26 protein-coding genes are annotated in these 24549 nt (G+C 72.5%); 12 read left to right on the forward strand and 14 right to left on the reverse strand.

What is annotated here, in order from left to right:
• Positions 1-149: 149 nt before the first annotated feature.
• On the reverse strand, positions 150-878 hold the full coding sequence (locus ACH442_RS21375) for an MBL fold metallo-hydrolase (RefSeq protein ID WP_396339812.1): 729 nt from the start codon (positions 876-878) through the stop codon (positions 150-152).
• A gap of 71 nt (positions 879-949) precedes the next feature.
• On the reverse strand, positions 950-1324 hold the full coding sequence (locus ACH442_RS21380; RefSeq protein ID WP_396339813.1) for a VOC family protein: 375 nt from the start codon (positions 1322-1324) through the stop codon (positions 950-952).
• A gap of 299 nt (positions 1325-1623) precedes the next feature.
• Between ACH442_RS21380 and ACH442_RS21385 the strand changes: the two genes are divergently transcribed.
• Entirely contained in the window at positions 1624-2709 is a 1086-nt protein-coding gene (locus ACH442_RS21385; protein WP_396339814.1) for a serine hydrolase domain-containing protein, read from the forward strand.
• A gap of 1 nt (position 2710) precedes the next feature.
• Here the strand turns inward: ACH442_RS21385 and ACH442_RS21390 are convergent, their stop codons facing one another.
• Positions 2711-3460, reverse strand: coding sequence for an SDR family oxidoreductase (locus ACH442_RS21390; RefSeq protein ID WP_396339815.1), 750 nt, complete (start codon positions 3458-3460; stop codon positions 2711-2713).
• Between the two features lie 102 nt (positions 3461-3562).
• Here ACH442_RS21390 and ACH442_RS21395 point away from each other — a divergent pair, with 102 nt between their 5' ends.
• Genes ACH442_RS21395 through ACH442_RS21405 form a run of 3 tightly spaced genes read left to right on the forward strand, consistent with a single transcriptional unit; the run spans position 3563 to position 5447 of the window.
• Positions 3563-4513 carry a helix-turn-helix transcriptional regulator gene (locus tag ACH442_RS21395; RefSeq protein WP_396339816.1) on the forward strand — a complete coding sequence of 317 codons (951 nt, stop codon included), beginning with the start codon at positions 3563-3565 and terminating at the stop codon, positions 4511-4513.
• Positions 4432-5046, forward strand: coding sequence for a DUF402 domain-containing protein (locus tag ACH442_RS21400; RefSeq protein WP_396339817.1), 615 nt, complete (start codon positions 4432-4434; stop codon positions 5044-5046). Before ACH442_RS21395 ends, ACH442_RS21400 begins: the two co-directional genes overlap by 82 nt.
• The gene (locus ACH442_RS21405) at positions 5043-5447 is read left to right on the forward strand and encodes a RidA family protein (protein ID WP_396339818.1); all 405 of its coding nucleotides are present in this window, start codon (positions 5043-5045) and stop codon (positions 5445-5447) included. The genes ACH442_RS21400 and ACH442_RS21405 overlap by 4 nt, the downstream gene beginning before the upstream one ends.
• 4 nt (positions 5448-5451) lie before the next feature.
• Here the strand turns inward: ACH442_RS21405 and ACH442_RS21410 are convergent, their stop codons facing one another.
• Together ACH442_RS21410 and ACH442_RS21415 are read right to left on the reverse strand one after the other, a co-directional pair.
• Positions 5452-6204 (reverse strand): HAD-IIA family hydrolase, encoded by a 753-nt coding sequence (locus ACH442_RS21410; RefSeq protein WP_396339819.1) that lies wholly within the window; start codon positions 6202-6204, stop codon positions 5452-5454.
• Positions 6205-6539: 335 nt separating this feature from the next.
• The gene (locus ACH442_RS21415) at positions 6540-7190 is read right to left on the reverse strand and encodes a class I SAM-dependent methyltransferase (protein WP_396339820.1); all 651 of its coding nucleotides are present in this window, start codon (positions 7188-7190) and stop codon (positions 6540-6542) included.
• Positions 7191-7235: 45 nt separating this feature from the next.
• On the opposite strand from ACH442_RS21415, the gene ACH442_RS21420 reads away from it, so the two are divergent.
• The 5 genes from ACH442_RS21420 to ACH442_RS21440 are packed head-to-tail and all read left to right on the forward strand — an operon-like array spanning position 7236 to position 12304.
• Positions 7236-8102, forward strand: a complete 867-nt coding sequence (locus tag ACH442_RS21420) for a hypothetical protein (protein ID WP_396339821.1) — start codon at positions 7236-7238, stop codon at positions 8100-8102.
• Positions 8099-8737, forward strand: coding sequence for a DUF4129 domain-containing protein (locus tag ACH442_RS21425; protein WP_396339822.1), 639 nt, complete (start codon positions 8099-8101; stop codon positions 8735-8737). Before ACH442_RS21420 ends, ACH442_RS21425 begins: the two co-directional genes overlap by 4 nt.
• Entirely contained in the window at positions 8734-10011 is a 1278-nt protein-coding gene (locus tag ACH442_RS21430) for a DUF4350 domain-containing protein (protein WP_396339823.1), read from the forward strand. The genes ACH442_RS21425 and ACH442_RS21430 overlap by 4 nt, the downstream gene beginning before the upstream one ends.
• Positions 10008-10988, forward strand: a complete 981-nt coding sequence (locus ACH442_RS21435; protein WP_396339824.1) for an AAA family ATPase — start codon at positions 10008-10010, stop codon at positions 10986-10988. The genes ACH442_RS21430 and ACH442_RS21435 overlap by 4 nt, the downstream gene beginning before the upstream one ends.
• On the forward strand, positions 10988-12304 hold the full coding sequence (locus tag ACH442_RS21440; protein ID WP_396339825.1) for a DUF58 domain-containing protein: 1317 nt from the start codon (positions 10988-10990) through the stop codon (positions 12302-12304). Before ACH442_RS21435 ends, ACH442_RS21440 begins: the two co-directional genes overlap by 1 nt.
• 260 nt (positions 12305-12564) lie before the next feature.
• On the opposite strand, the gene ACH442_RS21445 is transcribed toward ACH442_RS21440, so the two are convergent.
• A complete protein-coding gene (locus ACH442_RS21445) occupies positions 12565-13554 on the reverse strand; it encodes a stage II sporulation protein M (protein WP_396339826.1) in 990 nt (329 codons plus the stop codon).
• Positions 13555-13637: 83 nt separating this feature from the next.
• Between ACH442_RS21445 and ACH442_RS21450 the strand changes: the two genes are divergently transcribed.
• From ACH442_RS21450 to ACH442_RS21460, 3 genes are all read left to right on the forward strand, one after another.
• Positions 13638-14510: an RDD family protein gene (locus tag ACH442_RS21450; protein ID WP_396339827.1), complete on the forward strand. Its 873-nt coding sequence runs from the start codon at positions 13638-13640 to the stop codon at positions 14508-14510.
• Positions 14511-14681: 171 nt separating this feature from the next.
• Positions 14682-15347 (forward strand): hypothetical protein, encoded by a 666-nt coding sequence (locus tag ACH442_RS21455; protein ID WP_396339828.1) that lies wholly within the window; start codon positions 14682-14684, stop codon positions 15345-15347.
• 73 nt (positions 15348-15420) lie between these two features.
• The gene (locus tag ACH442_RS21460) at positions 15421-15792 is read left to right on the forward strand and encodes a hypothetical protein (protein WP_396339829.1); all 372 of its coding nucleotides are present in this window, start codon (positions 15421-15423) and stop codon (positions 15790-15792) included.
• On the opposite strand, the gene ACH442_RS21465 is transcribed toward ACH442_RS21460, so the two are convergent.
• The 8 genes from ACH442_RS21465 to ACH442_RS21500 all read right to left on the reverse strand — a co-directional run bounded on the left by ACH442_RS21465 (position 15778) and on the right by ACH442_RS21500 (position 24513).
• Complete coding sequence (locus ACH442_RS21465; RefSeq protein WP_396339830.1) at positions 15778-16026, reverse strand: hypothetical protein; 249 nt, start codon at positions 16024-16026, stop codon at positions 15778-15780. The two genes, ACH442_RS21460 and ACH442_RS21465, sit on opposite strands and share 15 nt — an antisense overlap.
• 210 nt (positions 16027-16236) lie before the next feature.
• Positions 16237-16968 carry an AAA family ATPase gene (locus tag ACH442_RS21470; protein WP_396339831.1) on the reverse strand — a complete coding sequence of 244 codons (732 nt, stop codon included), beginning with the start codon at positions 16966-16968 and terminating at the stop codon, positions 16237-16239.
• A 213-nt stretch (positions 16969-17181) separates the two neighbouring features.
• Positions 17182-18408: an MFS transporter gene (locus tag ACH442_RS21475; protein WP_396339832.1), complete on the reverse strand. Its 1227-nt coding sequence runs from the start codon at positions 18406-18408 to the stop codon at positions 17182-17184.
• Positions 18409-18451: 43 nt separating this feature from the next.
• Positions 18452-19294, reverse strand: a complete 843-nt coding sequence (locus ACH442_RS21480; protein ID WP_396339833.1) for a PHP domain-containing protein — start codon at positions 19292-19294, stop codon at positions 18452-18454.
• 62 nt (positions 19295-19356) lie between these two features.
• The gene (locus ACH442_RS21485) at positions 19357-20421 is read right to left on the reverse strand and encodes a hypothetical protein (protein WP_396339834.1); all 1065 of its coding nucleotides are present in this window, start codon (positions 20419-20421) and stop codon (positions 19357-19359) included.
• A gap of 217 nt (positions 20422-20638) precedes the next feature.
• Positions 20639-21493 carry a discoidin domain-containing protein gene (locus ACH442_RS21490; protein ID WP_396339835.1) on the reverse strand — a complete coding sequence of 285 codons (855 nt, stop codon included), beginning with the start codon at positions 21491-21493 and terminating at the stop codon, positions 20639-20641.
• A 68-nt stretch (positions 21494-21561) separates the two neighbouring features.
• A complete protein-coding gene (locus tag ACH442_RS21495; protein ID WP_396339836.1) occupies positions 21562-23304 on the reverse strand; it encodes a putative bifunctional diguanylate cyclase/phosphodiesterase in 1743 nt (580 codons plus the stop codon).
• A 9-nt stretch (positions 23305-23313) separates the two neighbouring features.
• Positions 23314-24513, reverse strand: a complete 1200-nt coding sequence (locus tag ACH442_RS21500; protein WP_396339837.1) for an FIST signal transduction protein — start codon at positions 24511-24513, stop codon at positions 23314-23316.
• Positions 24514-24549: the final 36 nt, after the last annotated feature.

Consider the following 24549-nt stretch of genomic DNA (forward strand, 5'->3'; position numbering starts at 1 on the left):
CCGGACCGTGCGGCGGTCAGCTCTCAGGGGCGCAGGGCGGGGCCGGACCGTGCGGCGGTCAGCTCTCAGGGGCGCAGGGCGGGGCCGGACCGTGCGGCGGTCAGCTCTCAGGGGCGCAGGGCGGGGCCGGACCGTGCGATGGTCAGCTCTCAGAGACGCAGGACCAGGCCGGACCGTGCGGCGGTCACCTCACCCCGGAACCGGCTGCGCGCCGCGTCGACCGCCGCGGCCGGCGACGTCGTCGCGAGAAGGTGCGTGAGAACCAGATGCCCGGCCGCGGCCTGCGTCGCCTCGGCGCCCGCGATCGTCGCGCTGGAAAGAAAGCCCCGAGCCTCATCCGGTACGTCGTCAAGATGCGACGCCTCGGCCAGGAACACGTCCGCGTCGCGGGCCAGCCGGGCCACGTCCGGGCTCGGTCCACTGTCCCCGGTGTAGGCGAGGACCTGACCGTTCGCGGTCAGCCGCAGGCCGGCGTTCGGCACCCAGTGCGGCAGCAGGGCGGTCTCCACCCGGAACGGTCCCGCCTCGAAACGGTCGCCGGGCGTGAACTCGCACAGCATCAGGCCGTTGTCGAGGATCCCGGGCCGGTCCAGGGCGAGGACGGCGTCGAGGGCTTCGTGCGGGGCGAACACCGGCAGCTGCGGGGCCGGACGCTCCCGCAGCACCCGGGCACGCAGCAGTGGGTTCAGGTCGGCGCAGTGGTCCGGGTGGCCGTGGGTGACGATCACGGCGTCGACGTCCACGTCGGGCAGCCGGGGCATCGTCGCGTACCCCAGATCGACGACCAGGCGGAAGCCGTCCTTCTCGACCAGGAATCCGCTGCACGCCTGACCCGGCACGGGCCACGCACCGCAACCGCCGAGCACCGTGATGCGCATCGAGACCTCGACTCCGAGCGGGGGCGGACAGCGCGCCGGGGAGGGCGTTGCCGCTCTCCCCGGCGCGGCCGTCACACGTACGGCCGGGTGATCAGTTCGACAGCGTGACCGGCGGGATCCTTGAAGTAGACGCCGCGGCCACCGTGCTCGTGGTTGATCTCGCCGGGGCGGCGCATCTGCGGGTCCGCCCAGTGCACGATCCCACGACTCTGCAGCCGTGTGTAGGCCCGGTCGAACAGTTCGTCGTCGAGCAGGAACGCGTAGTGCTGCATCTGGATCTCGACCGGTGGCTCGGCGAACTGCAGCAGCACGCCGTCACCGAGCTGAAGGTTGGTGAACAGGCCCCACGACGGGGCGTCGGCCGCCTCCAGCAGCTCGCGGTAGAGCGCAGCGGACTCGTTGCGGTCCTTGGCGGCGATGATGGTGTGATTGAACGTGGCGGGCAAGATCGTGACCTCTCGGATCGTTCGGAAGGGGCGGGGTCTGCCTCGGACGAGGAGGCCCGCGCGCCGAACGAGCGGGGGTCAGCGATCCACCGGATCGCCGATCCGTGCATGGCTCAGAGCCGGTCCGGTGTTCACGAAGGACACCCTACCCCACCCCGGACCGAGTCCGGTGGCATCGACGAGTTCGAAACCCGTTAACCTGTCTTGCGCGTGCCGGAAAGGTTCTTCGGGTTGTCGGGTTCACGCGTTGTGCGACGCACGCGCTCCGGCGATCGCCGGCCCCCGGCGTGGGAGGCAGCGTGACGATCGAAGCAGATTTCCGGCGTACGTGGGATGAACTCCCCGCCGAGGAGCTGGGCATCACACCGCGCGCGGTGCCGACGATGATCCGGATGGTGGCGGCGCGCGGCGCGGCGGCCCAGCTCGTGGTCATGCGGCACGGTCAGGTCGTGCTCGACTGGTCCTTCGGAGTGCCACGCGACGTGCCCTTTCTACTTTTCTCGGCCGGGAAACCCTTGGTCGCGACGCTCGTGCACCAGCTCGCCGAGCGGGGACTGTTGTCGCTCGACGCGCCCGTCGCCGAGTACTGGCCGGAGTTCGAGTCCCGTCAAAAACAGGCGATTACGGTACGGCAGGTGCTGCAACACCGGTCCGGGCTGCCTTACGTGAAGAGCATCTACCGGGACGCGCTGATCGCTCCTGACTGGAACCGATCAGTGCGCGCCCTGGCCGCCGCCCGCCCCCACCACGCGCCCGGGCAGCACCCCGCCTACCACACCCTCAGCTACGGATTCCTGCTCGGCGAGCTGGTCCAGCGGGTCACCGGGATGCCCCTGCGCGACGTCCTCGACAGCCTGATCCTGCGGCCCTTGGGCCTGCACGACACCCACCTGAGCGCGCCGCCGCGCCGGGTCCCGATGCGCCACGCGCCCCGCGGCGGCCCGCGGACCCTGCAGTGGGCGGCCAACCTCGGCGTCGCCCGGGCCGCCGTCATCCCGGCCGCCACGGTCAGCAGCACCGCCCGCGACCTGGCCGTTTTCTACCAGGCGCTGCTCGGCACCGGGCTGCTCTCGGCCGATGCGGTGACCGCCGCGTGCACGCCCTCCACCAGCGGCGAGGTCGACCAGGTGCTGGGCAACCGGATCCGCTGGTCGGAGGGATTCCAGCTGGGCGGCAACGAGAACGACCCGGACCGCCCGCGGCCGATGGGCCGGCTCAGCAGCCGGCGCGCGTTCGGCCACAACGGCTCCAACGCGTGCCTGGGCTGGGCCGACCCGGACCGTGACCTGGTCATGGTCTACCTGACGAACCGGCTGGAAGTGAGCCCGGAGAGTGCGCCCTACCAGTGCGAGCTCAGCGACACCCTGCTCGCCGGGTGCCGCTGACTCAGGCCTGCGGTGTCGGCAGGGCGATCAGCTGACGCAGGTTAACGTGGCGGGGGCGGCTCACGACGTACGCGATGAGGTCGGCGATGTCCTCGGCGCGCAGCGCCGGCAGAACCCGGAACATGCCACCCAACTGGCCGGCGAGTTCCGCGTTGTCGATGTGGTCGCCCAGTTCCGTATCGGTCAGCCCCGGCTCGATGTTGGTCACCCGCACCATTTCCGCGCCCAGCTCGGTCCGCAACGACGTGGACAGCTGCGTCAGCGCGGCCTTGGTCGCCGAGTAGACCGCGTAGGCCGGGAACGGCACGTGCGCGCCGATCGACGACACGTTGACCAGGTCGGACGGGCGCCCGTCGGCGGCGGCGGCCCGCAGGCCGGGAAGGAACGCGCGGATCACGTGCAGGGCGCCGGTCAGGTTCGTGTCGATCATCCGAGCCCACTCGTCGGCGCGTCCCTCGGCGATCGGGTTGGGCAGCATCACCCCGGCCGCGTTGATCACCAGGTCGGCGTCCGGTGCCTCGGCCGCGGCAGCCGTGACCTGATCAGGATCGGTCACGTCGACCGCCAGCGCTAGCGCCGACCCGTCCGCGGCCCGGATCTTCGCGGCGAGCTCGTCGAGCCGGTCGCGGCGGCGGGAGAGCAGGACGACCCGGGCGCCGGAGGCGGCGAGCAGTTCCGCGGTGGCGGCGCCCATGCCGCTGGCGGCCCCGGTGATGACGGCGGTGCGGTGGCGCAGGTCGTAGCTGTTCATGCCGACGAGCCTGGCCCGGTTCCGAAGCGGTAGGCAGGTGCGTGTCGAAACCAGGTCCGGCAGGACCAGGATGAGGCGCGGGCGGCGAGGCAGAATGGCCGCATGAACGTTCCCGAGGCCGACATCGGCGCCTTCCTGCGGGCCAGGCGGGCCGCGATCCGGCCGCAGGACGTGGGGCTGCCCGCCCTCGGCCGGCGACGCGTGCCGGGCTTGCGGCGGGAGGAACTGGCCCAGCTGGCCGGCGTCAGCCCGGACTACTACATCCGCCTGGAGCAGGGCCGCACGCGGAACGTGTCCGACGCGGTGCTGGACGCGGTCGCCCGGGTGCTCGCCCTCGACCGGACCGAGCGGGAGCATCTGTCCAACCTGGCCCGCCGCCCCCGCGACACCGGCTGTGCGCTGCAGGTGGTCCGCCCCGGCGTGCAGACGCTGCTGGACATGATGGAGACCGTGCCGGCGTTCGTTCTCGGCCGGCGGATGGACGTGCTGGCGTGGAACGCGCTGGGCGACGCGGTGAACGGTTTCGCCGCGTGGCCGGTCGGCCGCCGCAACGTGGCCCGGCAGGCGTTCCTCGACCCGGCGGCGCGTGTGTTCTATCCGCAGTGGGAGGCGGTCGCCGCCGAGACCGTCGCGTTCCTGCAGCTCGACGCCGGTCGGTATCCGGGCGACCCGCTGCTGACCGCGATGGTGGCGGAGTTGCGGGCGGCCAGCCCGGACTTCGCCCGGATGTGGGCGGCGCGGCAGGTCAAGGAGAAGACCGCCGGGCTCAAGGTGATTCGTCACCCCCTGGTCGGCGAGCTCTGCCTGGGTTATGAGACGTTGACGCTCCCCGCGAACCCGATCAGATGCTCGTCACCTACACCGCGCCGGCAGGCAGTTCCACCCACGACGGTCTGCGCCTGCTGGCGAGCTGGAGTGTCCCGGCTCGGGGCTCGCGGGAAGGGCACACGCCGGCCCAGTAATCTGCGGCGATGCGATTCGAGACGGGGCAGATCGTGGTCCGGCGGTACCGGCGGGGACCGTGGCGGACGTGGGCGCAGCCGATGCGGGTGATCCAGGACGACGACGCGGGGCTACTGCTGTGGGCGCCCGAGGGCGGGGAGTTCGCCCGGATGGTCGACGTGGACGGGCGGACCACGCACGACATCAGCCCCGACCGGATGCAGGACCCCACGCTGAAGCTGCACACCTGGCAGGGGAACAGCGTGCTGATCCTGATGCCGCCCGCCGCCGGGTACTCGGTGTGGTGGTTCTTCACGGCCGGCGAGTTCTCCGGGTGGTACGTCAACCTGGAGAAACCCTACGAGCGGCAGCCCGGCGGCGTGGAGACGACCGACCTGGTGCTCGACATCGTCGCGACGCCCGACCGGCAGTGGGAGTGGAAGGACACCGACGAGTTCGCCGAGTTCATCGGGCACCCGCTCTACTTCGACCGGGCGGCCGCCGCGGCCATCCAGGACGAGGCGGACCGGTTGACAAAACTGATCGACAGCGGCGAGTTCCCGTTCGACGATACGCACACCGGCTTCCGGCCCGACCCGGGCTGGCCGCCGCCGCGATTCGAACCAGGAGCACTCGACCGATGATCACCAAGTTCAGCCCGGAGACGGTCCACGAGACGGCCGGGTACAGCCACGTGACGATCTCCGAAGCCGGGCGGCTCGCGCACCTGGCCGGGCAGTGCCCGCTCGACCTGGCCGGCCGGGTGGTCGGCGAGCCCGGGGACCACGCGGCGCAGACCGACCAGGTGATCGCGAACTGCCTGGCCGTCCTGGCCGCGGCGGGCGCCGCGCCGGAGCAGGTGGTGCGGTCGGTGATCTACGTGGTCAGCGCTGAGCCGGGCGTACTGTCGGCGGTCTGGGCCCGGCTGAACGCGTCACCGCTGGCGCCCGCGTTCACCACGGCCAGCACGCTGGTCGGGGTGGCGTCGCTGGGCTACACCGGTCAACTCGTCGAGATCGACCTGACGGCCGCCCTGCCGGACTGATCGGTCACGCTTCGGCGAGGAGGGCCGGGAGGTCGGCGATCGAGTCGATGACGTGGGTGGGTTCCGGGAGGTCGCCGGCGGTCTGCTGGTCGGTGTACTTGCCGGTGCGGACCTGGACCGAGGTGGCGCCGGCCGCCTCGGCCATCAGGACGTCGGTGGAGCGGTCGTCGCCGGCCACCCACAGGTCGCCGGGCGCGTCGTGGGCGGCCAGGCGCAGGAAGTCCTGGCTGGGCTTGCCGAGGATGCGGGCCGACCGGCCGGTGGCGAACTCGATCGCGGCGACGATCGCGCCGGTGTCGAGGTGGTCGCCGTCGGCGGCGCGGAAATACCGGCCGTGCTGCAGCGCCAGGAACTCGGCGCCCGCCCGTACCGCCTGGAAAGCGGCGTCGAGGGAGCGGTAGTCGAGGGTCTCGCGGCAGTCGCCGATCACCACGTGCGTGGCCTCGGCCGGGTGGGCATGACCGCCGAGGTCGTCGCGGACGGCCCGGTCCGCCAGGGCCAGCACGCGGGCGCCGGGCGGCAGGAGGCGTTTCGCGGCGACCACCGGCGTGAACACCTCGCCCAGGGCGACCGGGATCCCGGAGCGGCGGACGCGCTCGACCAGGCCGGCCTCGGACTGGGAGTCGGTGTTGGTGAAGACCCGCACGGTGTGCCCGGCCCGCCGCAACTCGACCACGGCCCGGGCCGCGCCCGGCACCGCCCGTCCATGTTCGTGCAGTGTGCCGTCGAGATCGAGCAGTATCAGCCGTGGTTCCATCGCACTCCCGCCCCGTGACGAAGTCGGGGCAGCCTATCGCGCGGTGTAACCTGCGCCACACCTGGTGGGTTCGGCGGTGCTCGGGAGCGGCAGGTACGCCGTGGCGAAGAGGAGCTTCCCCTGGCCCGACAGCAGCTGCTTCACGATCCGCGGACACCGGACGATCACCAAGCGCGTCGGGGGTTCGTTCAGCGGTCCGGCGAAACGAACCGCCTACTGCTGACCGCCGCCGGACGGGTCGCGGCATTTACCCAGGCCGCGACCGTCCGGCGACCCGCGCCGGGACGTGACGCCCTGCCACCGGACTTCGTGGGCCCGCCCTGGCAGGTCGTCCGTCAGCGTGTGCGTTGAGCCAGGAGCTGCCGGGCCTGGACCGGATTCGCGTTCATGGTCGGGACGGGGAGGGTGCGCGTGGCGCGGACGGTGAAGTCGCCGGCCAGCAGGGCGTCGAGGTGGGCGGCGCTGTGGTGGCGGCAGACGGCACCGTCGTCGGTCCGGAAGACCCCGAATTCGCCGTACGCCGTGACGTCGCGCTCATATCGGGCCACGTTGCGCGGGTCGGTCTGCAGGAGCAGGTCGCTGACGTGGAGCAGGCCACCCGGGCGCAGGACACGGGCCAGTTCCGCGATCAGCCCCCGCTGGGCGTCGTCGTCGGGGACGCAGGTCAGCACCGCGATCAGCAGGACCGCGTCGACGCTGTCGTCCGGGTGCGGCAGCCGCGGCGGGGAGTCCAGGACGGTGAACGTCAGCCTGGGGTGGGTACGGCGGGCCCGGGCGATCAGCGCCGGGGACGGGTCGGCGCCCTCGACGGCGGTGAAGCCGTGCTCGCGGGCCTGAGCGGTGACGCGGCCGTACCCGCAGCCGTAGTCGAGGATCCGGGCGCCGGGCTCGAGACCGGACAACCAGGAGAAATCGACCGGGTGCGTGAATGTCTTCGCGGCTCCCGTGGTGTCCCAATACCGCTGCTGGTTCGCCGAGGTGGGCATGGGTCTCGATTAAAGCTGTCGTAGCGGTCTTCTAGGATGCCCGCCATGCGGGGAGAGGCGGCGGGATCGCGCCGGCACACGGCGATCCTGCCGTGGCGGGCGACGACCGCGGGGGAGTCACTGGACAGCGCGGTGGCGCTGTTACGGCAGCGTGCGCTGCCGTTGCTGGCTGTCGCGGCGGTGCTGGCGGCGGGCGAGCAGGTGCTGCTGACCCGGCTGCGGTCGGCCGCGTTCGCGCTGAACCCGCCGTTCTACTTCCCGGACCATTTCAACTTCGGTTCGTGGTGGCAGATCCTGGCGACCGGGGTGGCGTCCGAGGTGGGGATCATCACGGTGCTCGGGGCGTTCGCGGGGGCGGCGGCCGGGCCGGCGCTGCTCGGGCGGCCCGCTTCGCACGGGGCGGTCGTCCGGCGTACGCGCATGGTCTGGGCTTTGCTGTTCGCGATTCTGCTGGCCGCGGTGGCGTGGCCGGCCGCCTATTTCGGGCTGGCCGGGGTGATCGTGCTCTATGCGCTGACCGGGCTGGTCACGCCGGTTCTGACGCTGGACCGGCCGGGGAACCCGTTCGTGGCGCTGGGCCGATCGGTGATGCTGTCGGCGCGCGGTGGGCTGCGGGCCGGGCGGGTCCGGATCCTGGGCTACCTGACGTGGCTGGGCATCCGCGGCGCGCTCGGGCTGGGCTGGATCGCGGTCGGTGACCTGCTGGCCTACAACTTCCTCGGCGAGAGCTGGCTGGACTGGGCGGTCCCGATCGCCTGGGCGGTGGCCAACACGGTCGCCTACGCGGCCCTGGCCTGCCTGGACGCGGTGCTGCTGGTCGAGGCGCGGATCCGGACCGAGGGCCTGGACATCGCGCTGAACCGCAGCCGGGCCCGCGGCGAGGACGAGGCGGAGACGCTGGTGGCGATGTGACGAGGTTCTACGACGAGCTCGTGGCGTCGCTCTTCGACGTGGTGTCGCCGCAGCTCACGCTCCTGATCCTGCTGGCGCTGACCGGTCTGGTCGCCGCGCTCTGGTACTGGTATCCGGCGTGGGTGCCACGGCGGATGCCCCGGCTGCGGTTCACGTTCCCGCGCCTGCGGCTGCCACGGTGGCGGTTCCCGCGCGTGCGGCTCCGTTGGCATCTGACCCGGTGGCGCCGCAAGCCGAAAGCGAAACGCCGGCCGAAGGCGGAGCCGGTCCTGGTCACGGCGGAGCCGGAGGCCGCACCCGAGCCGTTGGGGGCGCCGGGGCTGTCGCTCGCCGACCGGCTGGCGGCCGAGGGGCGCTACGCCGAGGCGATCCGGGAGCGACTGCGGGAGACCGTTTCTGATCTGACCCGGGCTGGGGTGATCACGCCGGAGCCGGGCACCACCGCGCTGGAGCTCACCGCCGACGCCGCGGCCCGCCGCCCGGTCGTCGGGGCGCCCCTGGGCGGGGCCACCGCGATCTTCTCGGAGATCTGGTACGGCCGGCGGGCGGCGTCCCCGGGGCACGACGACCGCATGCGCACGCTCACCGCCGAAGTTCGCTCCTCGATCACGGTGCCCCGGGGAGGAACGGAGTGACCAGCGCCGTCAAGGTGAAGCGCGACCGCCGGTGGATGCGGGTGGTGATCCCGTTCGCAGCGCTGTTCGTGCTGATCGTCGGAACGCTGGTCGTGCACGCGATCGAGCGGCCCGACCAGGACGACAGCGACTACCTGTCCCCGGTCAGCCAGGCCGGCGTCGGGTCCTCGGTGCTCGCCGGTGAACTGCGCGAGCGCGGCGTGACCGTGGTCCGCGAGACGTCGTCGGAGGCCGCGCTCTCCGCGGTGCGCGACGGTGACGCGACGCTGCTGATCACCACCCCCGAGCTGGCCGACATGGATCAGCTGACCGCGTCCAGCGCGCTGCCCGGCGGCACCCGGATCGTCGTGGTCGGCCCGGACGCGGCGGCGATCGCGAGAACGAACTGGCCGGTCGAGGTCACCGGCGAGCGCTGGGCGACCGGTGTCGTCGCACCGGCCTGCACCGACCCGATCGCGCACGCCGCCGGCACCGCCGCGGTCGGCGGCCGGTGGTACGGGCCGGCCGGCGCCGCCACCTGCTACGACGGGGCCGTGCAGAGCCTCGGCTGGGGCAGCTCGACGGTCACCCTGGTCGGCGCGCCGGACCCGTTCCGCAACGACCGCATCGACGAGCACGGCAACCGCGCCCTCGCCGTCGGCCTGCTCGCGCAGAAGTCCCGGGTGGTCTGGCTCGACGTGCACCAGCGCGAGGTTCAGCCGCAGCTCAGCTCCCCGCCGACGACCGAGCCGACCGAGCCGCGGGCCACCCGGCCGACGGCTCGCGAGACGCCGGAGGAGACGTCCACCGCGCGTCCACCGGCCGGCTCCGGCTCCGGGTCCGACGGTCAGGACGAATCGGAGCCGGACCCGCTCGCCGAGGCGTTCCCGCCCGCCGTCTGGGCGTCGATCGCCCTGCTCGCGCTGGCGCTGCTGGCGGTGGCGATCGCGGCCGCCCGCCGGCTCGGCACCCCGGTCGCGGAGCCGCTGCCGTCCCGCGTCCCGTCCAACGAGACGATGCTCGGCCACGCCCGCCTCTACCAGCGGGCGCAGGCACGGGACGAGTCGCTCGACATCCTGCGGGCCGCCGCGCAGCGACGACTGATCGCCCATCTCGGGCTGGCTGCCGGTGCGACGATCGACCAGATCGCCGAGGCCGCGGGCTACGAGGTGGACGACGTCCGGGAGATCCTCGCCGATTTCCACCCCGAGAACGACGCCGAGCTGGTCTCGGCCGCCAACGCCGTACAGAACCTGGTACGCGAGATCACCGGATTCGAAGGAGACCAGTCGTGACCACCGATGCCGTCGTGAGCCCCGACGCCCAAGAGGCCCGCCTCGCCCTGGGCCGGCTGCGCACCGAGGTGGGCAAGGCCGTCCTCGGCCAGGACGCGGTGGTCGGCGGTGTCGTCGTCGCGCTGCTCTGCGGCGGCCATGTGCTCCTCGAGGGCGTGCCCGGGGTCGCCAAGACGCTGCTGATCCGGGCCCTGTCGGCCGCGCTCGACCTGGACACCAAGCGTGTCCAGTTCACCCCCGACCTGATGCCCGGCGACGTCACCGGCTCGCTGGTCTACGACTCGCGGACCGCCGCGTTCAACTTCCGCGCCGGGCCCGTCTTCACCAACCTGCTGCTCGCCGACGAGATCAACCGGACGCCGCCGAAGACCCAGGCCGCGCTGCTCGAGGCGATGGAGGAGCGACAGGTCAGCGTCGACGGAACCCCCCGGCCGCTGCCGCAGCCCTTCCTGGTCGCGGCGACTCAGAACCCGATCGAGTACGAGGGGACGTACCCGCTGCCGGAGGCGCAGCTCGACCGGTTCCTGCTCAAGTTGAGCGTCCCGCTGCCCGAACGCGACGCCGAGCTGAACGTGCTGCGCGCCCACCACCACGGCTTCGACCCGCGCGACCTGAAAGCGGCCGGCGTGACCGCGGTCGCCTCGGCCGCCGACCTGCTCGCCGGGCGGGCCGCGGTGCAGCGTGTGCAGGTCGCCGACCCGGTGCTCGCCTACATCGTGGACATCTGCCGGGCCACCCGCGTCGCCCCCGCCCTCGAACTCGGGGCGTCGCCGCGTGGTGCGACCGCGCTGCTCGCCGTGTCCAAGGCCCACGCCTGGCTCAACGGGCGGGACTACGTGGTCCCGGACGACGTCAAGGGCTACACCCTGCCGACCCTGCGCCACCGGGTGCGGTTGCGCGCCGACGCCGAACTGGACGGCGTGACCGTCGAGTCGGTGCTGGCCACGGTCCTGACGACGGTGCCGGCGCCGCGCTGATGATCACCAGGCGTTTCGCCGTCCTGCTCCTGCTCGGCCTGCCCCTGCCGGCGCTGCTGCCCGCACCCTGGCCGGCGGCCGGCGCGGTCCTCGGGCTCGCCGTTCTGCTGGCGCTGCTCGACCTGCTGTTCGCCGGGCCGCTCGACGGCCTCGAACTGCGCCGCGACGGGGACCGGACGGTCTGGCTCGGCAACAGCGCCACCGCCACTCTGACGGTCACCAACACCTCCGATCGGCACGTCCGCCTGAGCCTGCGCGACAGCTGGGTGCCGTCCGCCGGGGCCGGGCCGCTGCACCACGCCTTCGCGCTCGAACCGGGCACGTCGCACGAGGTGACGACGACCCTCGTGCCGACCCGGCAGGGAGACCGGCCCGCCGTCCGGGTGACGTTGCGGTCGATGGGGCCGTTCGGCTTCGCGTACCGGCAGCGCCGCAAGTCGTGGAACGAGAAGGTCACGCCGCCGTGGACACTGCGGGTGCTGCCGCGCTTCCCGTCCCGGCGGATCCTGCCCGAGAAACTCGCCCGGATCCGGGTGCTCGACGGGACCGTGGTCACCCGCGGGCGCGGGCACGGGACCGAGTTCGACGTGCTCCGGGAGTACGTGATCGGCGACGACGTGCGGTCCATCGACTGGCGGGCCAGCGCACGGCACCACGACGTGGTCGTGCGGACCTGGCGGCCGGAACGGGACCGACGGGTCTACTGCGTGCTGGACACCGGGCGTACGTCCGCGGTCCGGGTCGGTGACGCGCCGCGGCTCGACGCCTCGATCGACGCCGCGCTGCTGCTCTCGGTGCTGGCCGCGCGCGCCGACGACAAGGTCGATCTGATCGCGCTGGACGGGTCGGTCCGCGCCCGGGTCGAAGGCGGCGGTCACCGGGTGCAGCTGCCACGGCTGATCGACGCGATGGCGTCCCTGGAACCGGCCCTGGTCGAGACGGACTTCTCGCTGCTGGCCCGGGAGTTGCTGCGCCGCGACCGCAAACGGGCCCTGGTCGTCGTCTTCACCGCGCTCGACACCGCCCCGATGATCGAAGGCCTGCTCCCGGTCCTCCCGCGGCTCGCGGCGCGCCACAAGGTGATCGTCGCCGGTGTCCGCGACCCCGCTGTCGCTCGCCTGGCCGCCCTGCCGTCGAAGCCGTCGGCAGCCGACGTGCACACCGCGGCCGCCGCCGAGCGGGTCCTCTTCGAGCGCGACCGGGTCCGGGACGTCCTCGACCGTTCCGGCGCAACGGTGGTGGACGCCGACGCCGACACGTTCGCCGGCAAGGTCGCCGACGTCTACCTGCTGCTGAAAGCCACCGGCCGCCTCTGACACCCGCTCTCGGGGTGCCCGCCGCGCGTTACGGAGACCGCGAAGGCGCGGGCCCAGGCCGTGGCCGCGGACCGCGCGGAACTCACGACGCGACGTCGTCCCGGGTCGAGGCTGTGGCCGCCCGGCCGGCTCCAAGCTGGTTCTCACCGTGGTTGCGCGGCCCGGATGACCACGGTGCGAACCAGCCGGGAGGGCGGGCCGTGTGGGCTGCTGACGTGGGTGGGGCTCACGACGTACCGGGAAATGGGGTTGATCTCGGGTCAGGCGGTGGGGAGGTCGCTGGACTCGGGGCCGGTGGGGCGGCGGAGGTCGGCTTCGCGGCCCCAGAGCAGCGCGTAGGCGAGGAAGGCGAGCCAGACGGCGGCGCCGATCGCGATGCGGGCGGGGGCCGGCAGGGCGGACGGGGTGACGAACCCCTCCAGGCAGCCGGCGACGGCCAGCGTGGGGACCAGCCCGACGGCGACGACCATGCCCTCGCGGACCCAGGCGACCAGGGACTGCTGGCGGGTCAGCAGCGGACCCGGCGCGATCCAGGCCCAGCCGATGCGCAGGCCGACGCCGGCGCCGACGAACAGGCAGGTGATCTCCAGCAGGCCGTGCGGCGCCAGGTATGTCAGGAAGGTGCTGCCGGCGTCGCGGCTGACCATGACGCCGCCGATCACCGCGGTGTTCAGCATGTTCGACCAGAGCAGGTAGAACACCGGCAGGATGAGCACCCCGGCGGCCAGGCACTGGGCGGTGAGCAGGGCGTTGTTCGTCCACACCTGCAGGGCGAAGTTCTGCGACTGGAACTCGCTGTAATAGCTGACGAACGACCGCTCGGCGATGTCGTCGATGTCGGCGTCGTCGACGAAGAGCCCGAGCACGTCCGGGTGGCTCGCCATGTACCAGATGAGCACCGCGGTGGCCGCGACCAGCAGCACCGCCAGGGTGCCCCACCAGCGGCGGGTGCGGTAGAGGGCGCCGGGCAGCCGGTACGCGAAGAAGTCGGCGAGCGGCCGCAACGAGAAACCGCCGCTGCTGCGGGTGACCGCCGCCCGACCGGCCAGGACCAGGCGGGACAGGTCGGCGAGCATCACCGGGTCGGGGTTGCGGCTGCGCAGCACCGACAGATGCGTGGCCGCCCGCTGGTAGAGGACCACGAGCTCGTCGACCTCGACCGGATCGTCCAGTTTCGGGCGGCTCGCCAGCACCTCCAGGCGGCGCCACTCGCCGCCGCGCTCCGCGAGATACGCGTCGAGATCCATCATCGTTCTGCCCCCGCCGGTCGTTGCCCGCACAGAGTAGTGGACGCGGTGCGCGCGGCTCGGTCCCGGTGGTGTTCACTGTGCGGGTGAACGCCGCTGATCTGGTCACCGCCGAGGCGGTCGCTGTCGACCTGCGCCCGGCCCGACTGGGTTCGCGGGCGATCGCGCTGGGCATCGACATCATCGTCCAGGCCATGGTCGCCGGGGGCCTGATGCTGTTCGCCGGGCTGCTGCTGGCGGCGCTGCCGGACAGCATGGTCGACGACGCACTGGTCTCGGCCGTGCTCCGGATCGTGGTCGTGCTCGTGCTGCTCGGCTTCCCGACCTTCGTCGAGACCCGGACGAACGGGCGCAGCCCGGGCAAGTCGGCGATGGGCCTGCGGGTGATCCGGGAGGACGGCGGGCCGATCCGGGTGCGGCACGCGTTCACCCGCGCGCTGATCGGGCTGGCGGTCGAGTGGCCGGGGCTGCTGCTGCCGTTCCTGACCTGGGTCGTCACGCTCGGCGTGATGCTCTCCTCGTCGAAGGGCCGGCGCCTCGGTGACCTGGCCGCGGGCACGCTCGTCGTGCACGAGAAGCGCCCGGCGCCGTTCCGGTTCGTGCCGGCGCTGCCGCCCGCGCTCGCCGCCTGGGCCGCCGTCACCGACCTGTCCGCGGTCGACGACGACCTCGCCGCGCAGGTCCGGCAGTTCGTGTCCCGGGCGCCGGAGCTCACCGAGCCGCGGCGCGGGCAGCTCGAGCGGATGCTGGCGGCCGAGGTCGGCGCGCGGGTGACGCCGCCACCGCCGGCCGGCACCACGCCGTACTACTTCCTCGCGACTGTTCTCGCCGAACGCCGGCGCCGCTACGGGATGCAGCTGGCCGCGGGTCGCATGGTCACCGAACGGTTGCTTCCCGGGTTCGGGCGTTCCGCCCGAAGATTGACTTCCCCGGTACGGCCGTCGGCCCCGATGTTCTGATCCGGCATCCGGCATCGCCGTGAGGTCGCGCCGATCAGCGGAACGTCGACGACCGGCCCCGCCTCGGTGTGGTGCAGGCGGAACAGCGGGCGGTTCCCGGATGTCACGGGCGGCACCCTACTCTCCAAGATCAGCTGTCGAGGTCACGACCGGCGGCCTAAACTCGGGCGGATGCTGACCGAGGCGCAGGCGATCGACTACGTGGGCCGCTACGACGGCGTGACCGCGGAGGTGCTGACCGACGGCTCCTGGCTGCTGGACCGGCACGACTTCTGGGCGGCGACCTTCGACGGGTGCGCCGAGCCGGACCTGATCGCCGCTCTGTTCCCGGACGCTGACGTGCACGCTCTCGACGAGGAGATCCGGGCGTCGGGGCACTGGCCGGTCATCCCGATCGGCGATCGGTTCGCGCAGATCATCTGGCACGGGCATGATCTGGAGGGCGGCGACGACTACGTGGTCCTCGTCCCCGGCCGGGCGATCTCGGTCGCGGCCCGCGAAGGGCACGGGTACGGGCCGGGGCTGTGCTGGGCCGAGTTCCGGCGGCTGGCGACCACCCCGCGGCGCGTGCTGCTGGCGTTGCCGGCGCTCGGTGACACCGGCACGCCGCCCGAGGCGGTCGACCTGGTCGCCGAGGCGCTGCTCACGGTCGGTGACGCCGATCCGGGCGCGGCGGCGGAGGCGGCCCGTCGGATGCTGGCCAGTCCGGTCCGGTGGGTGGGCGACGACAGCGTGCTCGTGTGTGACGGGGAGTATGCCGTTCGCAAGCCCGGTGGTCTTCCTGATGCGGACTTGCGCCTGGTCACGGCTGGTCTGCTGCACACAGGAAACCTTTAGGGGCCGGCACAGCAGCCGCACAGGACCCGGACCCAGAGTAGAGCCCGACACCGGTTCTCGAAGGGAGCGCACGATGCGCCAGCGTTCACTCTGCGTCCTGATCGCCGCCGCTACGGGGCTGGCGATGACCGGCCTGCTCGCCACGCCGGCCACCGCGATGCCCGCCGCCCACCGCTCCGGCACCTTCCACACGTCGGTGTGGGACCGGACGACGGCGGAGATCGAGGAGACGTCGTGGGCCACGCCCGTCACGGCCTGGGACACCACCTTCAGCGGTACCACCGTGGCCCTCGGCGACGGCCGGGACGAGCACCCGGGGCGGCCGATCGACACCCGGGTGTGGGCGGGTGGCACGGGGATGACGGCGGATGCCCGCACCGTGAGTCAGTCGGAGAACACCGAGGAGATCGCTCCGTCCCGCCGGCCCGCGTCACAATTCGCCTAGCCCACGGTTCATGGTGATGCAGGCGACCGTGTCCTCGTGATCCACGCGCATCCCGACGACGAAGTCTTCGCCGCTGCCTCGGCGACCATCGCGCCGGCCGAGCGGAGGTGCCTGATCTCGCTGCGGGTGGGCGCCGGAGCCCGCGACGAGCTGAGCCGATCCCGCCGTCTGCTGGGCATCACCGACCGGGATCATCTCGCCGAACCCGGCCGGTGGACCGGCACCGGCGGACATGGGCCGGGCCGCGAACCTCTGGAGCCGTGGCGATCAGGAATCGGCCAAGGCATCCTGCCGGCGGAGCCACAAGCGCCGAAGCCACGGATCGGCGGCGGCGGCCGGGCTGCCGCGCCGGGCCCGGGTGGCGGCGGGGCGCAGCGCGCGTTCCTGCGGCACATCAGTGCACGGAGCGGGCCCCGAGCCCGGCCGGGCTGGTTGACCGACGAGCTAATCGGCCAGCAGATGGCGCAGGGTGCGTTCCGGCGCGTCGAGGAAGTCGCGGGTCACCCGCACGGCGTCGGCCTCCTCGTAGTCGACCTGCCGCAACCGGCCGTCGTCGCTGATCTGCAGGATCGTCGCCCCGGGCAACGCCAGCAGGATGGGCGAATGCGTCGCGATCAGCATCTGCGAACCCGCCTGGGTCAGCGCGTGCAATCGGGCCAGGGTGATCAGCAGTCCGCGCGGGGACAGGGCGGCCTCGGGCTCGTCCAGCAGATAGAGGCCGTGCGGGTGGAATCGTCGCTCGATCAGGTCGAGGAACGATTCGCCGTGGGAACGGTGGTGCAGGCTGCGACCGCCGTATCCGGCCCCGACGCCGAGCCGGTCGATCTCGGTGATCACGTTGTAGAACGATTCTGCGCGGAAGAAGAAGTTCGATCGTTCGCGCCGCCCGGCCACCCGCCCGACCGTCAGGTGAGTGCCGAGCGACGACTCGGTGGCCTTCGTGGCGAACTGGAAGTTTCGGCTGCCGCCTTCGGCGTTGAATCCGGCCGCGACCGCGATGGCCTCGATCAGCGTGGATTTTCCGGAGCCGTTGTCCCCGGCCAGGAACGTCACTCCGGGGCCGATGTCGAGTCGGCCCGCCGCGACCAGCCCTTTGACCACCGGGAGGTCGAAGGGGTAGACCTTCGCGTCGAAGCCGGGGGAGACCGCGATGTCGCGCAGGAATCGCCCGGTCATGCGCCGAGTGTAGGAACTACCCGGTTCCCGGCTGCGACCGGGGCGTTCGAGCCGGCGGTGGGGGTTGTCCCGAGCAGCGCGAGACAGCGCTGACCGCCGGCCGGGCGGGGTGAGCCGGCGGTGGGGCCGCGCCGGCCCGGAACAGCGGTGAGCGCCGGCCGGTGCGCAGGCGGGCGTCAGGGCAGCGGGCCGAAGCGAAAGCCGCCCGACGCGTTACGGCCGGGACTGATCGGTCGCTGCCGGCGAGCTGAGGGACTCGCGGGCGGCCAGCGGGGCTCGCAACGTCCACGTCACGGCCGACGCCGCCGCGGCCACGAGGGCCAGGGCCAGCCACGGGAGCGAGGGGCCGTACGCGAAGAGGGTGGTGAAGAACGCCGGCGCCAGGATGTTGGCGAACGCAAAGGTGTACTGATAGACGGCCAGGTATCGGCCGCGCTGCGCGGGTGGTGCCGCGGCGGACGACAGCGCGTTGGAGAGGGGCGCGTGGATGAGGTCGGCGGCGGCGTAGAACACCATCCCGACCAGCAGATATGGCACGAGTGCCCAGGCCGGCACCCGGACCGCGGCGGCGTAGACGACGGCCCACAGCACCCACAGTCCACCGGCGAGGACGAGCGATCCGGTACGGGACAGCGGCCGCACCAGCCGCACCGCGAGCCGCTGCCCCGAGGCGAGCAGCACCGTGCCGGCCGCGAGCAACGGCCCGACGAGCCACGCCGGCGCGGACAGCCCGTCGATCAGGTAGAGCGGGACGGCCACCGCGACGAAGATGCTGCACAGCGCGAAGATCGTGTTCACCACGATCAGTAGTAGGTAGGGCCGGTCGCGCAGCAGTGTCCGATAACTACCGCCTTCCTGCTCGCCCGTGGACGGCAGCGCGCCGCGGGGCACGAACAGCAGCAGCACCGCCGAGAGCACGAAGCTGACGGCGTTCAGGTAGACGACCGGCTGGTACCACGAGTACGTCACCGCGAGGCCGCCGATCAGCGTCCCGGCCCCGGTCGCGCCCATCTGGATCATGCCGGCCAGGGCGAACCGGCGGTCGGCGACGCGCCCGTCCTCGCCGGGTTCGGCCAGTCCCGCGACGACCGAGAAGAACGACGACCAGAACAGCCGCTGCCCGACCGCTGCCACGATCGTGACGAGCAGCAGCGTGATCGGGCCGCTGACCAGGGCGTACGCCGAAAAAGCGGCCCCCTGCAGGACCTGCGCGACCAGCACCCGGGAGAGCGGGCGCGTGCGGTCGGCGAAGTGCCCGACGATCGCCGGCACCGGCAGGGAGGCGAACGCGGCGAGGCTCAGCAGCGGCCCGACCGTGCTCAGGCGCAGGCCGGTGACCTCGGTGAAGTACAGCAGCGAGACCGGGAGCAGCAGGCCACTGCCGAGCATGTCGACCGCGAGCGCCAGCGCCAGAACGATCAGCTTCGGTCGATGAGCCACCCGGAGTGTCTACCGTCCGATTCCGCCCACGGCCACCGATTTTCTAGAGACGGCCCCAGAGGGCGTACGGCGTGTCGCCCGCCCGGAATCCGTGCGCCTCCGCCATCGCGGCGGCCTCCCGGAACCCGTTCGCGACCAGTTCCGGCCGGTGGGCGTCGCTGCCGAAGCTGACCGCGTCGCCGCCCTCCTCGTGCCACCAGCGCAGGATCGTGGCGTCGAGCGGGATCCGGGTGTTGATCTCCAGAGCGCGTCCGGACTCGGCGGTGGCCCTCAGCGCGTACCGGAATTCTTCCTCGAAGAGGCGGGGGTCGAACGGCCCCGCCCGGTCGGCGGGCCAGGACCGCAGCGGATAGTCGATGTGCGCGAGGATCGTGAACGGGTCGTCGCCGGCCACCATCCGGGGGATCTCGGCCAGGTACTCGCGGATCAGCCCGGCCGGGTCCCGGTGCGGGAACAGCGCCCACGGCTCGGCGTGCGCGTCACCGTCGGGCAGGCAGTGCAGCGAACCGAGCACCCGGTCGAACGGGCCGGCGGCGAGGAGCCGGGCGATCTGCTCGGGGTACCAGTGCGGTTCGCCGATCTCCATCCCGGTCAGGATGCGCAGTTCCGGGAAGCGGTCCCGGCAGCGTTCGACCGTCGCCAGGTAGCCGGCGACGTCGAACGGGGGTGGTGTGATCAGGCCGTCCGGGTCGGCGGCGGCGGTCAGTTCCGCGCTCATGTACGGGCCCTCGGTCGGCGCGGCCCATCGGGTGTGGTCGACGTGCTCGGTGAAGGCGACCACCGGGAGTCCGATTCTGATCGCCTGCTCGCAGGTGCCCTCCATGTCTCCGACGAGGGTGTCCCAGGACCACTCGGTGTGCACGTGGCTGTCGGCCGGCAAGATCATGTCGTCACGCTAACCGGGGGCGGTGAACGTCGGCCGTCCGGCACGGTCCTTCGTTGCGACGGTCACGGTTCTCGGTCGGGGCGGTCGCCCCAAGGCATGACTCCTCGTCGTGGCGGTGGCCCGAAGGCACGGTTCTCCGTTGCGGCGGTGCCGGCCGGGCCCTGGTCCTTCACCGGGTGGCCGCCGGCCGAGTCGCGGGTGAAGGCCGACAGCAACCATCCGAGGACGAGCCCGATCGGGATGCCCAGCACGATCAGGACGGCGTCCTCGTCGGCGCTGTTGATCGGCGGGTTCGCGGCGAGCCGGGTGAACGGCGCACCGATCTGGACGATCACCGACACGATCGCGAGCGGATAGAAGAGCACGACCAGAACGCCCGTGGTGATCGCCAGTACACCCAGGTAGCCGCGGCCGGAGAGCCCGTGCGGGCGCCGCGCGACCGCCACCACCGTCGCCACCAGCAGAACGATGAACGCCAGTTCGGCGAGTAACCGTCCGCCGCTGGGCTGGGGGGACACCACGCGGACCAGCCACGGCGCGGCGCCGGCGACGATTCCGGCGGGAACGACGATCCGGGCGTTCCTCAGCCCGACCGGGCCGGTCACGACCGCCGCCGCGGCAACGGCGACCAGGGCGAGCAGGGAGCTGACGGCCGCACTGCCCAGATTCAGCCCGGTCTCGACGTCGGTCGGTGACTCGGTGCCCAGCGCCAGCCCGGACGTGACCGCGGCGACCACCGCCACGAGGAACAGGACCCGGGGCCGTGGGATCGTGCGGGCTACGCTCGCGACCACGCAGCACAGCAGCGCGGCCACCACCGCGCCGACCGCCAGCCCGGCCGTGCCGGAGTCCTTGTCGACCCGGTCGAACGCCACGTCGGCCACCAGCCCGACGACGCCGGTGACCAGCGCGCCGACGACAGCGCCGCGGGCCAGCACGATCAGTATGAGGACCAGGGCGATCAGCGTGCCCCAGCGCAGTTCACGGGCCCAGTAGGTGTTGTTCTCGCCGTAGGCGTCAGGCCCCTCCGGCTCGCTCAACGGTTGCAGCACCGTGATGCCGACCGCCCAGATGACCGCCGCGGCAGCCGCGAACCCCGCCAGCACCAACCGGTTGAGGTTGCCCATGGTGGCACAGGCTACCCAAGATCCACTCTGCTCGCTGCCCCGGCTCAGGCTCAGGGCGCGTCCCGGTGGGAACCGCGGGCGCGGCTGAGGAGGGGGCACTGATCGGCTCGCGGGCGGGCACGGCGTGATCGGAAGCCCACCTGAGCGCGTGCTGACCGCGTACGCGCAAAGGGGTCGGGGGTGTCGGGAGCTCGCCCCGCAGCTTGCTCGCCGCGCCTCAGCGGATCTCGAACTCCATCAGGGAGTAGCCGTACTGGCTGACGCGTTTGACGCCGACCATGCGGACGAAACGGGCCGCCGCGCCCTTCGCCGGGATCTCCTCCGTGCCACCCTGTCCGCTACCGGTCACGTAGAGGCGGGTCCAGGTCTTGCCGTCGAGGGACGTCTCGACGCGGTAGCTCGCGCCGTAGGAACGTTCCCAGACCAGGGTCACGCCGGTCAGCTGCCAGGTCGAGCCGAGGTCGGCGCGGATCCACTGGGTGTCGGTGAAGGCGCTGGACCAGCGGGTCTCGAGGTCGCCGTCGCAGGCGTACTTCGCCTGCCAGGAGTCGGCCTCGGAGCCCGAGGCGCTGCAGGTGGCGTGCAGGGCGAGGTTGGCCCCGCTGGTGTTGGCGCGCCCGGCGGCCGACGACGTCCGGGCCGAGGGAAGGCGGGCCGAGGGAAGCCGGGCGGAGGGCGCGGCCGACAGCACGACGGAGGGGGTCGCCGGGGAGGGCGCCGCCGCCACGGCGCCCGGCCCGCTGCCGGACGGCGACTCGGTCGGCGACGGGCCCCCGACCGCGGGGAAGGTGGTGGGCGCGGAGAGCGGCGGGCTCGCGACCGCGTCCGATTTCCATCGGTACGCGATCCCGCCGCCCGCCGCCGCGAGCAGCAGCGCCAGCCCGATCAGCAGCCCGCCCCGCCGCCGGCGTCGCCGCGCCGGGGCGGGAACGGGTTCCGGCGCCGGTGTGCCCACGGCCGGCAGCGGGATCGAGCCCGTGGTGCCCGGCCGTGGGGGCAGCGACGGCATCCTGGTCAGGCGCAGGTTCTCGGCCCGTGACGGCGGACGCCGCTGTTCATCGAAATCGGTCACACACGCCCCCTTGTGCTCACACGACGGTGAGTATCTTGACGTATGTGGATTGTGGTTCCGGAACCGGCTCAGGCCGCTTTTTGAATCGACTCATCCGCTCCCAGGCTGGCCAGCAGATTCTCCGGATGGACGGGCCGGCACAGGTGATAGCCCTGTCCCAAATCGCAACCGAGCAGTCGCATGGCGTTACGTTGCGCCTCGGTCTCGATGCCCTCGATCACGGTGCGCAGGCGTAGCGTCCGGGCCAGTTCGACGATCGTGCGGATCACCGCGAGGTCGGCGGTGGTCGGGTTCTCCCGGCTGATGAACGCGCGGTCGATCTTGAGTTCGTCGACCGGCAGCCGCTGCAGGTAGGACAGCGACGAGTAACCGGTCCCGAAGTCGTCGATGGACACGTCCACCCCCAGGTCCTGCAGGTCGCGCAGGCAGGCGATGGCCGTCTTCGGGTCGCTCATCAGCACCGACTCGGTCAGCTCGAGCGTGACCGCCTCCGGGGGCAGGCGGGTGTCGGCGAGCATCCGCTCGACGTCCGCGGCGAACTGCGGATCGGCCAGCTGACGGCCGGACACGTTCACGTTGATGCCCAGGTCGGGCCGGGTCCGGCGCCACGCCGCGGCCTGTCGCCCGGCGGTGTTCAGCACCCACCGGCCCAGGTCGCTGATCAGGCCGGTCTCCTCGGCCATCGGCACGAAGTCGGCCGGCGACACGTACCCCCGATCCGGGTTCTGCCAGCGCACCAGCGCCTCGACACCGACCGTGTCACCGGTGCCCAGGTCGATCAGCGGCTGGTACTGCAACCGGAACTCGCCGAGGGTCAGCGCCCGCTGCAGGTCCCCGTTGAGGGTGAGCCGGGCCAGGGCCTCGGCGTGCATCTGCGGCTCGAAGAGCACCACCTTGCCCGGGCCCTCGGTCTTCGCCCGATACATCGCGACGTCGGCGTTGCCCAGGATCTCGCCCGGCGCGGCGCCCGGACCGGCCGCGATGCCGATGCTCGCGCCGATGAACACCTCCTGCCCGGCGACCGGGAACGGCAGCTTGATCGCGTCGATCAGGCGCTGCGCGACCGGGACCGCCTGGTCCGCCTCGCAGTCGCTGAGCAGCACGGCGAACTCGTCCCCGCCGATCCGGGCGGCCGTGTCGGTCGGTCGCAGACATGCCCGCACCCGCCCGGCGACCAGGCCGAGCAGTTCGTCGCCGGCCCGGTGCCCGAGGCTGTCGTTGACCGCCTTGAACCGGTCCAGGTCGATGAAGAGCACGCTGGTCGGGGTGTTGCAGGACAGCCGCTCGGCCAGCATCTCCAGGAACAGCACCCGGGTCGGCAGGCCGGTCAGCGAGTCGTGCCGGGCCTCGCGCAGCGAGTCGAGCAGCGCCAGGCGTTCGGCGGCCTCCCGCTCCCGCTCCTCGCGCAACGCGCGTTCGGCCGTCAGCAGGCTGATGTTGGTCAGGGCCAGCCCGATCGTCTGCGCCATGGCCTGCAGCAGCTGCCGTTCCTCCGGCTCGAGCGGGTCACCGGCGCGGGCCACGAGCAGCACCCCGCCGTTCCCGAACCGGGCGGTGGTCACGTGCAACTCGCCCAACCCGGAGATGAGCAGGGTGGCCGGGTGGTTGTCGCCGCCGAGCGCGGCCTCGAGCTGCTGGCGGCTCACGCCCCAGGCGACCTCGACCCGGCCGTCCCGCAGGACCGCACCGATCTCGGTCTCCAGCACCTCGGTGGCCCGCTCGACCGCGACCATGATCGCGGAACCCTCCCGCTGGGGAGCGCAGACCGCGGCGAAGAACTCGGTGAGCTGATGGTTGGACCAGTGAGTCATGCCGATCCTTCAGGCCAGGGCCAGGGTGACGAGCGTGAAGTGGTGCATGCCGAGCGCGCCGCGAACCCGGGCGATCTCGCCGGTGCTGTAGAACCCGCCGTACGGCACGCCGTCCAGCCGCTTGCCGAACTCCACGTTCTCCTGCTGCACGCCGGCCTCGCCGAGCTTGATCCAGCGGCCCGCGCAGTCGAACACCATCACCCCCAGCGCCGGCTCGCCGCCGAGCGCGTCCAGGGCCTGGCCGGCCGCGTCGGCCGCACTGTCCAGCAGCGTGTCGTGGGTGCTGGTCATCAGCCAGATCAGGGCGCCCTGCGGCACGTCGGCCAGGCAGATCAGGGACCGGTCGGAACGGTCCCCGTCGTGGACGACCCGGATGTCCTCCCCGGTACGCCGGGACAACCCCAGTGGATGGTGGAACGCCAGCTCCCGGAACGCGGCCGGATCGTCGAGCGCGGAATCGTCGACGTCCAGCCGGCGCAGGAACACGTCCAGCGCCGGCTCACCGTCCAGCTCCAGCACCCGGCCCTCACGGCTGCTGGTGACGACCAGGGCGTCACCCTCCTTCTGCCAGCCGTGCGCCAGGCCCACGCCCATCGGCCGGTCCGAGCCGACCGCGACCCCGATCACGGCGTCCGACAGGATCTCGACACCGTCGCGGCCGCCGTGGAACTGGTACGTCCGGACGTAGGTCAGCTCGTCCCCGGCCGCGCCGCCGACCAGCGGGACCGCGGCGCCGGCGACCGAGAACGCGCCGCGCACCACCTCGTGCTGGTTGCCGGTCAGGCCGTCCGCGATCATCAGCAGCGCCTTGTGCCCGGCCTCGACGCCGGCCAGGCACGACGCGGCCTCCGCTCCCGCCTCACGCAGGCGGCCGGTCACGCTGCGGGCAACATGCGTGCGTACGCGGAAGCCGGCGCCGCCCCACGCGGTCATCGCCACCCCGGCCCGGCTCACCTGACCGTCCGCGAGCTGGCCGGACGTGGTGCAGCCGACGATGACCGTGTCCGGGCCGACCTGCGCCCGCACCGCGTCGAACAGCTCCGGCCGCTGGTAGCCGACCGAGCAGAACACGAACACGATCGCCGGGTCTCGCCCCGCGAGGGCGGCCGTGGCCGCTTGCGCACCGGCCGCGGCCGGGTCACCCAGGGTGCTGTGGCCGGTGCCGAACCAGCGCGCACTGCTGCTGACGTCGTTCATGCCCGTGGACATCGGCCACCGCAACGCCGACTTGAGCCCCTGCTTGAA

It is taken from the genome of Actinoplanes sp. NPDC020271 (assembly GCF_044388125.1).
Lineage (GTDB): Bacteria > Actinomycetota > Actinomycetes > Mycobacteriales > Micromonosporaceae > Actinoplanes.

Coding starts and splice junctions, on each gene's coding strand:
- ACH442_RS21420 (WP_396339821.1), top strand. CDS start 7,236: ATGCGGGGAGAGGCGGCGGGATCGCGCCGGCACACGGCGATCCTGCCG.
- ACH442_RS21415 (WP_396339820.1), bottom strand. CDS start 7,190: ATGCCCACCTCGGCGAACCAGCAGCGGTATTGGGACACCACGGGAGCC.
- ACH442_RS21480 (WP_396339833.1), bottom strand. CDS start 19,294: ATGATCTTGCCGGCCGACAGCCACGTGCACACCGAGTGGTCCTGGGAC.
- ACH442_RS21405 (WP_396339818.1), top strand. CDS start 5,043: ATGATCACCAAGTTCAGCCCGGAGACGGTCCACGAGACGGCCGGGTAC.
- ACH442_RS21445 (WP_396339826.1), bottom strand. CDS start 13,554: ATGATGGATCTCGACGCGTATCTCGCGGAGCGCGGCGGCGAGTGGCGC.
- ACH442_RS21395 (WP_396339816.1), top strand. CDS start 3,563: ATGAACGTTCCCGAGGCCGACATCGGCGCCTTCCTGCGGGCCAGGCGG.
- ACH442_RS21465 (WP_396339830.1), bottom strand. CDS start 16,026: ATGTCCGCCGGTGCCGGTCCACCGGCCGGGTTCGGCGAGATGATCCCG.
- ACH442_RS21485 (WP_396339834.1), bottom strand. CDS start 20,421: ATGGGCAACCTCAACCGGTTGGTGCTGGCGGGGTTCGCGGCTGCCGCG.
- ACH442_RS21455 (WP_396339828.1), top strand. CDS start 14,682: ATGCTGACCGAGGCGCAGGCGATCGACTACGTGGGCCGCTACGACGGC.
- ACH442_RS21495 (WP_396339836.1), bottom strand. CDS start 23,304: ATGACTCACTGGTCCAACCATCAGCTCACCGAGTTCTTCGCCGCGGTC.
- ACH442_RS21460 (WP_396339829.1), top strand. CDS start 15,421: ATGCGCCAGCGTTCACTCTGCGTCCTGATCGCCGCCGCTACGGGGCTG.
- ACH442_RS21500 (WP_396339837.1), bottom strand. CDS start 24,513: ATGTCCACGGGCATGAACGACGTCAGCAGCAGTGCGCGCTGGTTCGGC.
- ACH442_RS21470 (WP_396339831.1), bottom strand. CDS start 16,968: ATGACCGGGCGATTCCTGCGCGACATCGCGGTCTCCCCCGGCTTCGAC.
- ACH442_RS21390 (WP_396339815.1), bottom strand. CDS start 3,460: ATGAACAGCTACGACCTGCGCCACCGCACCGCCGTCATCACCGGGGCC.
- ACH442_RS21440 (WP_396339825.1), top strand. CDS start 10,988: ATGATCACCAGGCGTTTCGCCGTCCTGCTCCTGCTCGGCCTGCCCCTG.
- ACH442_RS21400 (WP_396339817.1), top strand. CDS start 4,432: ATGCGATTCGAGACGGGGCAGATCGTGGTCCGGCGGTACCGGCGGGGA.
- ACH442_RS21410 (WP_396339819.1), bottom strand. CDS start 6,204: ATGGAACCACGGCTGATACTGCTCGATCTCGACGGCACACTGCACGAA.
- ACH442_RS21375 (WP_396339812.1), bottom strand. CDS start 878: ATGCGCATCACGGTGCTCGGCGGTTGCGGTGCGTGGCCCGTGCCGGGT.